The sequence below is a fragment of the Microbacterium sp. genome (assembly GCF_049650565.1).
In the GTDB taxonomy this organism is placed as follows: Bacteria; Actinomycetota; Actinomycetes; order Actinomycetales; family Microbacteriaceae; genus Microbacterium.
The window spans coordinates 64613-73749 of sequence record NZ_JBASAK010000043.1; the positions used below are offsets into that span (position 1 = coordinate 64613).

7 protein-coding genes are annotated in these 9137 nt (G+C 69.4%); 2 read left to right on the forward strand and 5 right to left on the reverse strand.

What is annotated here, in order from left to right; translation table 11 throughout:
• Nucleotides 1-33: 33 nt before the first annotated feature.
• Together WA967_RS08460 and WA967_RS08465 are read right to left on the reverse strand one after the other, a co-directional pair.
• The gene (locus WA967_RS08460) at nt 34-1617 is read right to left on the reverse strand and encodes a DUF4407 domain-containing protein (RefSeq protein ID WP_424421180.1); all 1584 of its coding nucleotides are present in this window, start codon (nt 1615-1617) and stop codon (nt 34-36) included.
• 58 nt (nt 1618-1675) lie between these two features.
• Nucleotides 1676-2254, reverse strand: coding sequence for a TetR/AcrR family transcriptional regulator (locus WA967_RS08465; RefSeq protein WP_424421182.1), 579 nt, complete (start codon nt 2252-2254; stop codon nt 1676-1678).
• Between the two features lie 64 nt (nt 2255-2318).
• On the opposite strand from WA967_RS08465, the gene WA967_RS08470 reads away from it, so the two are divergent.
• Nucleotides 2319-2930 (forward strand): NAD(P)H-dependent oxidoreductase, encoded by a 612-nt coding sequence (locus WA967_RS08470; protein ID WP_424421185.1) that lies wholly within the window; start codon nt 2319-2321, stop codon nt 2928-2930.
• A gap of 10 nt (nt 2931-2940) precedes the next feature.
• Here WA967_RS08470 and rlmN read toward each other — a convergent pair whose 3' ends face one another.
• From rlmN to WA967_RS08485, 3 genes are read right to left on the reverse strand one after another with little or no spacing between them, the layout of a single operon-like run.
• Nucleotides 2941-4185 carry a 23S rRNA (adenine(2503)-C(2))-methyltransferase RlmN gene (rlmN, locus tag WA967_RS08475; RefSeq protein WP_424421188.1) on the reverse strand — a complete coding sequence of 415 codons (1245 nt, stop codon included), beginning with the start codon at nt 4183-4185 and terminating at the stop codon, nt 2941-2943.
• Nucleotides 4182-6566, reverse strand: coding sequence for a glycosyl hydrolase family 95 catalytic domain-containing protein (locus WA967_RS08480; protein ID WP_424421190.1), 2385 nt, complete (start codon nt 6564-6566; stop codon nt 4182-4184). The genes rlmN and WA967_RS08480 overlap by 4 nt, the downstream gene beginning before the upstream one ends.
• 4 nt (nt 6567-6570) lie before the next feature.
• On the reverse strand, nt 6571-7572 hold the full coding sequence (locus tag WA967_RS08485) for a LacI family DNA-binding transcriptional regulator (protein WP_424421192.1): 1002 nt from the start codon (nt 7570-7572) through the stop codon (nt 6571-6573).
• Nucleotides 7573-7831: 259 nt separating this feature from the next.
• Between WA967_RS08485 and WA967_RS08490 the strand changes: the two genes are divergently transcribed.
• Nucleotides 7832-9109 (forward strand): ABC transporter substrate-binding protein, encoded by a 1278-nt coding sequence (locus WA967_RS08490; RefSeq protein ID WP_424421194.1) that lies wholly within the window; start codon nt 7832-7834, stop codon nt 9107-9109.
• Nucleotides 9110-9137: the final 28 nt, after the last annotated feature.

Consider the following 9137-nt stretch of genomic DNA (forward strand, 5'->3'; position numbering starts at 1 on the left):
CTATCGGCTCACAGCCGGGATGGTCTGACCGTCTCAGACCGAGACGGACTCGCGGATGTCGGCACGGGTCAGCGGCTCGGTCGGGGCATCGCCTGCAGGTTGCACTGCCGAAGGCGGAGCGGATGCCGGGGCCCCGGCTCCCGCCGACACGATCGCCGCGCGGTCGCGGAAGCCCTCGGCGCTGACGCGATCCAGCTCGACCTGCTTGCGGATGGCGGCGGTCTTCTCGTACAGCGACTCGTCGCCGTAGCTGGTGAGCACCTTCACCAGCACCGGCAGCAGCTCGATCATGAAGAACAGCGCGGCGATCAGCCAGTGCGCCCAGAGGATCGTCGGCTCCTTGTCGGAGAGCCGGTTGAGCCCGGAGATCTGACTGAGCAGCCCCACTGCGCCGGCGTTGCCGGCGGCGACCGCGTCAGCGCGGGCGTTGTAGGCGGCCAACGCCTGATCGTAGGTCTTCTTGGCCGTCGGCAGCTGGTCCTTCGCCTGCTGGCGGTTGGTGGTCTCGGATGCCGTGGCGTTCTGCTTCGCAGCGCCCTCGGCGGTGTTCAGGTCGGCATTGGCCGAGCGCAGCTGAGCGGCCAGCGCGTCGTAGGTCTGCTGGGCGGCGGCCAGCTGCGCCTTCGCGGCATTCGAGCTGGAGCCCTGACCGTTCACGCCCGTGCAGCCGGGGACGGTGCCGGCGCCCTCGCCGGTCAGCTCGCACTGGTACAGCGTGCGCGCGGTGTCGATGACCTTCTGCTGCTCGGCCATCTTGGTGGTGATGTCGTCGACGGTGGACTGCGCGGCAGCGGTCGAGGCGGAACCGGATGCCGTCCCCGCGACGATTCCGGTGGCGGCCTGGTTCTCCAGGGCGGAGACGCGCTTGGTCGCGGCATCCAGTGCCTTCTTCTCAGGCCCCTTCTCCAGCGCGTTCTGATCGGACTGCGACTGCGTGATGTTGGTGGAGGCCACCTCGCGGGCGATGTCGTTGTGGAACACCTGCAGCACGAGCGGCTCGGCGACGAGGAATCCGATCAGCGCGGCCATGGCCACGCGTGGCAGCGCCAGCGCGATGAGCTTGCCGACGCTGCGGGTCGACGACATGGTCGCGGTGAGGAACCGGTCGAGGTTGAAGATCAGCGCCATCCACACCAGCGCCAGCGGCAGGGCCAGCCAGGCGATCAGCTGCACGCCGGTGGTCAGCGCGAAGAACATCGAGATGGCGGAGACCAGCGCGGTGCCCAGCAGCACGAAGAACATCTGCACGAAGCGCGGCGTCTCTCCGGGCACACGATCGAGGATCGCGCCCTCGGCGCCGCCGAGGATGGCCATCGTGCGCAGCCGCGAGCCGGGCGTGCGCTCGCGCCTCGGGCGGTCAATCCGCGGCAGCTTCCTGGCCTCACGGGGCCGTGAAGCCTCGCCGGGTCCCTGAGCCCGTCGAAGGGTCGAGTCAGGCTCGATCACCTCGGTCGGCTCGTCCACGGCATCCGCTTCCGCCTCCGCGTTCCCGCGCGGCTCGAAGCTGCGCAGGAAGTCGAGGTCGTCGTCGCTCACCGACCCGTCGGGGCCGTCGGCTTCGAACGAGATCCGCCCCTGCGAATCCATCCGGCCGGGGCGATGCGCGGAGTAGGACATCCTTCGAGACTAGGAAACGGCGGCTGAGCGCCCGGTGGGCGATCCCTGCGAACGGCTCTCAGGAAGTGGAGGCAGTGGGCAGCATCCGCCGCAGGCCCGACGCGCAGGACACCAGCGCCGCGTCCAGCGGGAAGTGACCCGCGGCGGAGAGCGTGCCGAGTCCGTGCACGAGCCCCCACACCGCCGTGACGTCGCCCTGATCCAGTCCCGCACCGGTGGCGGCATCCGCCAGCAGCGTCTCCAGCTCGTCGATGAGCGGAGCCATGGTCTCGGTCGGCGAACCGGGCACGCAGACCGTCGGGTCGTAGACCACGTCGAAGGCGTTCGGCCGCTCCACGGCGAACCTCACATAGGCCTGCCCGCCGGCGACGAGCGCCGAGACGGGGTCGGATGCGGCCGAGATGGCGGTGCGCACTGCGACGACGAGGTCGGCCATGCTGCGCTCGGCGAGCGTCTTCAGCAGCCCGCGCCTGTCGGCGAAGTGGTGATAGGGGGCGTTGTGGCTCACGTCGGCCGCTCGGGCGACCTCGCGCAGGCTGATCTGCTGCGCGGGCTTGGCCGCCAGCAGCTGCATCGCCGCAATCTCCAGCGCATGCGCGAGATCGCCGTGATGGTATGCGGAACGCGAACTTGACATGAGCAACATCGTCTCCTATCTTGACACTGTCCACCTAATGGACAGTGTCAAGATAGGAGACCTCATGTCCACCGCACTCGTCATCGACGGCCATCCGGACGCCCAGTCGCTCACTGCGGAACTCGTCCGCCGCTACGCCGCCGCGCACGGCGACGCCCGTGTGCTCGCGCTGCGCGACCTGGAGTACGACCCGCACCTGCGCTTCGGCTATCGGGAGCGGATGCCGCTCGAGCCCGACCTCGCCGAGGCCAAGGCCGCACTGAAGGACGCTGTGAACGTGGTCGTCGCCACCCCGCTGTGGTGGGGGTCCGTGCCCGCCCTGCTGAAGGGCTTCTTCGATCGCGCCCTGCTCCCGCAGCAGGAGTACCGGTACACCGACGCCGGCATCCCGGTCGGGCTCCTCTCCGCGCCGCACGGCCGCCTGCTGCTCCTCGCAGACACGCCCTGGTACTTCGCGCCGCTCACCGGACTGCCTGCACAGACCCACGTCGCCCGGAACACGCTGCGGCTGTGCGGCATCAGATCCGTTCGCACTCACCGGATGCTGGGCGTCAGGAACGCGCCCGAATCGAGGATCCAGGCGTGGCTGGAACGCGCCGAGCGGCTCGGCGCGTCCGACGGGGACCGGGATCGCCGCTCCCGGGCATCCGCACCACTCGCCGCCGCGCGGGCGTGAGTGCGGCGGATCAGACCATCGCGGCTGCGGCGACCTCGTCGTCGGTGGTGGCGACCAGCTGGCCGCAGGCCCCGTCGATCTCCTTGCCGCGCGTGTCGCGCAGGGTGGTCGGGATGCCTGCGTCGTTGAGCCTGCGCACGAACTCGTTCTGCACGTCGACGTCGGATGCGGTCCACACCGATTCGGGCGTCGGGTTCAGCGGAATCGGGTTCACGTGCACCCAGCCGCGACCGCGGGCATTGAGCTTCTCAGCCAGCAGGTCGGCGCGCCAGGCGTGATCGTTCATGTCCTTGATGAGCGCGTACTCGATGGACACGCGGCGCCCGGTCTTCTCGAAGTAGTCGCGGGCGGCATCCAGCGCCTCGTCGACCTTCCAGCGGGAGTTGACGGGGATCAGCTCGTCGCGCAGCTGGTCGTCGGGGGCGTGCAGCGACAGCGCGAAGGTCACCGGGATGTGCTCGTCGGCGAGCTTGCGGATGGCGGGCACCAGGCCCACCGTGGAGACCGTGATGCCGCGGGCGCTCATGCCCAGGCCGTTCGGCTGCGGCTCGACCATCACGCGCACGGCGTCCATCACGCGCTTGTAGTTGGCCAGCGGCTCGCCCATGCCCATGAACACGATGTTGCTCACGCGCTCCATCGAGTGGTCGCTGGAGCGCTTGCCGCCCAGCTCGCCGTTCGCGATCACCCGGTTGGCCCGCACGACCTGCTCGATGATCTCGGCGGTGGACATGTTGCGGGTCAGGCCCGCCTGACCGGTGGCGCAGAACGGGCAGTTCATGCCGCAGCCGGCCTGGCTCGACACGCACAGCGTGATGCGGCCCGGGTAGCGCATGAGCACCGACTCGACCAGCGCGCCGTCATGCAGACGCCACAGGAACTTGATGGTGTCGCCCCGGTCGGTCGTGAGCCGTCGCACCTCGGTCATCAGCGGCGGCAGCATGCTGGCGACGAACTCCTCGCGCTGCTCGGCCGGAAGATCGGTCATCCGCGCGGGATCGGACGTGTAGTGCGTGAAGTAATGGGTGGAGAGCTGCTTGGCGCGGAACCCGGGCATGCCCAGCTCCTTCACCTTCTCCACGCGCTGCTCGGGCGTCAGATCTGCCAGGTGCACAGGCGGCTTGCCGCGCTTGGGGCTGGCGAACTGCAGCAGCGGGCGCCCCTCGGCATCCTTCTTCTGGGTCCACCCCTCCGTTTTCGGGCGCGTCTGGCGGACCCCGGTGGTCGCAGGGCGCGCAGGAGAAGTCTCGGTCATTGTTCCAGGGTACGGGCTGACGGGTGGGAGGAGGCTGGGGCGGCGGTCGCCCACCGCAGTCGCAGCAGCGTGGACTCGCCCGCGCGGAGAACCCGCTCAGGTCCGCCGTCAACGGTGAACACCCGCGGACAGCGCACGACCATCCGACCTTCGGGGTTCAGCCAGACCGCCTCGGCGAGCCGCCGCACCTCAATGGTGCACCCCGCCTCGTCCCAGGCCAGCCGGTCGACGACGATTCCGGCCCGGCCGCGCAGACCGGTGATCGCCCCCGACGGCCACGCGTCCGGCAGCGCCGGGAGCAGGGTGAGGCTGTCGGAAGTGGAGGACAGCAGCATCGCTGCGACGACGGCGGGCAGCCCGCCGCTGGCGTCGAGATTGAAGATGCGGCCCGCGTCGTGCCTGCTGGTCAGTGCCGGACTCCAGTGGTCGATGGCCAGCCATTCCGCGCAGGTGAGCGCAGAGTCCGCATCCCCCAGCGCAGCGGCCGCCAAGCCCAGCTGCACCAGCCCGAAGGCCATCTCCATGCGGCCCGGCGGCGGCGTCGGATCCTCGGCCCGCCAGGCGATCCTGGTGCGGATGGTCTCCTGCGCGGCGGCGCGCAGCGCCTGCGCGCGGGCGTCATCGCCCGAGAACGCCGCATCCGGCTCGTACCAGAGCGGGTACAGCTGCGACAGGTGCCGGTGCGCGCCGTTCTGCGCCCAGCCGTCGCCCCATTCGGCGAGCGTGCCGTCGGCGGCTATCCCGTAGTCGGGCAGCGCGGCGGCCAGCGCCTGCCAGCGCGCGTCGAGGGAGTCGTCGCCGCGCGCGCGGCCGAGCACACGTCCTGCCCGCGCCGCGTCGCGGAGGATCGCGAGATCGATCGTGCTGTCTGTGGCCAGCGGCGAGGAGGCTCCCGCGGGGGTGTTCTCCGGCGAGTAGCTGGGGATCAGATGTCGGACGCCGTCCCGGACGACGGTCGCCGTCTCGCCGAAGCGCAGCACGCCGTCGACCAGCTCCCACAGCCGGTCATCGACCAGCGAGGCGTCCCCGGTCGCGGACACGATGTCAGCGGCGACGCGCAGCACCCAGCCGCCGCAGCCGACCCAGAACAGGTGCGGGAAGTCGATGTTGAAATGCGAGGCTCGGCCGTGGGTCGACATCCGCGACGGCAGCAGCATCCCGTCCGCGTCGTAGATCAGGCGGGCGTTCTCGCGGTAATCGGCCAGGTGAGGCAGCACCAGCTCGAACAGCGAGCGGGCCAGCTCGGGGGTCCCCGTGGGGATCATCCCCGCCATCGCCCCGTTCTGCACGTTGCCGTTGAGCGTGTAGTCGGCCGACCAGGCGGGCTTCCAGGTGCCCTGCCACACGCCCTGCAGGGTGGGCGGCAGCTCGCCGGTCGATGCGATGATGTGGGCGCGGCCGGAAACGTAGGCGATCTCCATGGCACGGCGCCGGGCGTCGGGGTCACCGGCACGCGCGGATGCCCAGAGCTCGTCGACGTCGTCGGTCTCGACGGGCGCACCTCCCAGATCGAGAAGCGATCGGGCGACGAGGTCGTGATGCGGGGTGGTCTGCTCGCGGAGGATCGTCGCCCAGTCCGCTTCCGGAGCGGGGTTCGTCGGGTGCCCGGCCACGGAGAGGTCGAACCGCAGCATCCGCTGCCCCTCCGTCGGGATCTCAAGCACCGTGGTCAGCGCCTCGGCGCGGGCCGAACGGGACCAGGGTGCGCCCGATCGGGCGTGCACCTCGGCGAGAATGTGCCCCTCGTGATCCCGCACCTCGAGACGCCCGGCGTCTCCGCCGTGCACGGCGGCCTCGACCGCACCGGAGTAATCGGGGGCGAAGGATGCCGCCTGGTCATCCGCACCGTCATCCAGCCCCATCCGCACCTCGGCGCGCGTCGCGGCATCCGACTCCACGGCGACCCGGATCGAATCGGTGCCGCGCGGAGCCGCCACGCGCACACGGTGCCCGTGTCCGGCGTCGTCCTGCCACGCGACGGTCACGACACCGCGGGCGAGGTCCGTCGTGCGGGAGAACGACGCGACTCCACCGGGCGTGACCAGCGACAGCGTCGCGCACATGCCGAGCGGATCAGTCCATACCAGCCCGTCGTACCCCGCCTCGTGTGCGGTGCGATCCAGCACCTCTGAAGCCGCCGCGCCGTCTCCCACCTCCAGACGCGCGCGCATCTCGGGAAGGACGGCACGGAGGTCGGGCGCGCTGGGCCTCGGGTTGGCGGGTAGGAAGAACCGCTCGTGGGCGAGCGAGATCAGTAGCCGATCAGGCCTGCCATACACCACGGCCCCCGCCCGGCCGCTGCCGACGACGAGGCCGTCCTCCCACGTGGCGGCCGGCGTGCGCGTGGTGAAACACAGGTCACCGATCTTCTGGTCGGGCACGGGCTCAGAGCGACTCCCGACGCACGAGGGTCGTCGGCAGGATGTGGACCTTCTCCACCGGTCGCCCGTGGATCTGCGCGATGAGCACCTCGGCCGCCAGCCGGCCCATCTCCTCGAGCGGCTGACGCACCGTCGTGAGCGGAGGCTCGGAGGTCGTGGCGATCAGCACGTCGTCGAAGCCGACCAGCGACACGTCCAGCGGCACACGGCGTCCGGCAGCCTGCAGCACACGCAGCGCGCCGGTCGCCATCAGGTCGGACGACGCGAACACCCCGTCGAGGTCGGGCGCGCGCTGCAGCAGTCGCGTCATCGCCGCCATGCCGCTGTCGACGGTGAAATCGCCGTGCACGACGGGCCCGGGAACGATGCCGGATCGGGTGAGCTCCTCGGCCCATCCACGGGACCGGTCGTTGGCCTGTTCCATATCAGGGGGCCCGGTGATGATTCCGATCCTGCGTCGGCCGGCTTCGGTCAGCGCACGCGCGGCGAGCACTCCGCCTGCATGGTTGTCGGTGTCGACAATGATCGAGTCCGGATCGATCTCGCCGTGCGGACGCCCCACCCAGGCGATCGGCACGGGAGAGTCTGCCAGCGACCGGACGAGATGGGTGATCTCGTGCTGCAGGATCACGATGGCCCCGTCGACCGCGCCGGAGCGCAGGAACTTCGGGATCTTGTCATGGTCTTCGTCGTCAGCCGGCAGCAGGACGGGCTGCACGTCTCCGGCTGCGAGTCCCTTGGCAGCGCCCTTCATCGCCGTGGCGAAGAACGAGCCGTTCAGGCTGCCGATCTCGTTGAAGGCGACGACCAATCCGATCGCCCCGGCCCTGCCGCCGCGCAGCTTGCGTGCGGCGAAGTTCGTCTCGTAACCGAGATCGGATGCGGCGCGCTCGACGGCGGCGGTCATCACGGGGTCGACGTTGGTCGCACCAGCCAGCACCCGAGCTGCGGTGGCGCGGGACACGCCGGCGGCCTGGGCGACATCGACGATGGTGGGTCGGGCCATGGGCTCCCTCTCCGGAGTGGTGTTCAGAGACCGAGGGATCGATCTCTCAAACTCTTGTCACTGCATCCTTGCACATCGTCCCGCCGCGTATCCACCTGAGCTCGCGGAACGGGCCGACCCAGCGAGAGATCAGGAAACAAGGGTTGCCAAACCCTGAACCACGTGGTTATCGTGTGGCGATGAGAGATCGATCTCTTACCGGGAGGCCCTCTGCGTGCGCCTCCTCGCGATCAACTGTCCCCGAAGAAGAGGAACCACCGTGAATCGTCGCAAGATCTTCCTGCCCATCGCGTTGATAGGAGCCGCCGCACTCGCGATCTCCGGATGCTCCGCGGGGGGTGGTTCGCAAGCGGGGTCGGGAGACGCGAACGCCGAGTTCGAGTTCTGGTCGTTCACCGGAATCGGTCAGAAGGACTCCGTCGCGGAGTACCTGAAGAAGAACCCCGAGGCGAAGGTCAAGCTCTCCGAGGTCGGCAGCACGACCGAGACCGCGACCGCGCTCACCGCAGCGCTGGCCGGAGGCCGCGTGCCCGACCTGGTCATGATCCAGACCGACGACCTGCCGAAGTTCCTCGCCAACCCGAAGAACTTCCTCGACCTGCGCACGCTCGGCGGCGAGGACATCGGCGACGACTACCTCGACTGGGCCATCGGCGAGGCGACCGCCGAAGACGGCTCCGTCATCGGCATCCCCACCGATGTCGGCGGACTGAGCTTCGCCTACCGCGCCGACCTGTTCGAGCAGGCAGGGCTGCCGACCGAACCTGACAAGGTCGCCGAGATGTGGTCGAGCTGGGACGACTTCATCGACATGGGCAAGAAGTACACCGAGGCCACCGGCGAGCCGTTCGTCGACAATGTCGAAACCAGCGTGTTCTTCTCGACCGTGAACCAGGTGACCGAGAAGTACTACACACCTGACGGCGATCTCGTCTATGACACCAATCCGCAGGTGAAGGACGCCTACGACGTGGCGGTGCGCGCCTACGAAGCGGGCATCAGCGCCAACATCGCCGCCTGGTCCTCCGGCTGGGCGCCGGGCAAGGCGAACGGATCGTTCGCGGTCACCACCGCGCCGTCCTGGATGCTGTCCGGCATCAAGAACGACGCCCCCGACACCTCGGGCAAATGGCGCATCGCGTCGATCCCCGGCGTGGGCGGTAACTGGGGCGGCAGCGTGATCGCGATCCCCGCCCGAGCCAAGCATCCCGAGGCGGCCTGGCAGTACATCGAGACGATGCTCTCTCCCGAGGGCCAGACCGAGCACTTCGCGCAGACCGGAACCTTCCCGGCCGCAAAGGATGCGCTGAAGAGCGACGACGTACTCAGCTACACCGACTCGTTCTACGGAGACTCTCCCGTCGGCAAGGTCATCAGCGACTCGGTGCTGAAGTTCAACTCCTTCCACAACGGTCCCGACACCAGTGCGATCGGTGCGGGTCTGCTGAACTCCCTGGTCGAGATGCAGGCAGGCAACATCGCTCCCGACAAGGCGTGGAAGACCGGCGTCGCCAACGTCAAGGCAGCTCTCGGCTGATCCGATTCTCACTGGTGGTGTGGGGGGG

Coding starts and splice junctions, on each gene's coding strand:
- WA967_RS08460 (WP_424421180.1), bottom strand. CDS start 1,617: ATGTCCTACTCCGCGCATCGCCCCGGCCGGATGGATTCGCAGGGGCGG.
- WA967_RS08465 (WP_424421182.1), bottom strand. CDS start 2,254: ATGTCAAGTTCGCGTTCCGCATACCATCACGGCGATCTCGCGCATGCG.
- WA967_RS08470 (WP_424421185.1), top strand. CDS start 2,319: ATGTCCACCGCACTCGTCATCGACGGCCATCCGGACGCCCAGTCGCTC.
- rlmN (WP_424421188.1), bottom strand. CDS start 4,185: ATGACCGAGACTTCTCCTGCGCGCCCTGCGACCACCGGGGTCCGCCAG.
- WA967_RS08485 (WP_424421192.1), bottom strand. CDS start 7,572: ATGGCCCGACCCACCATCGTCGATGTCGCCCAGGCCGCCGGCGTGTCC.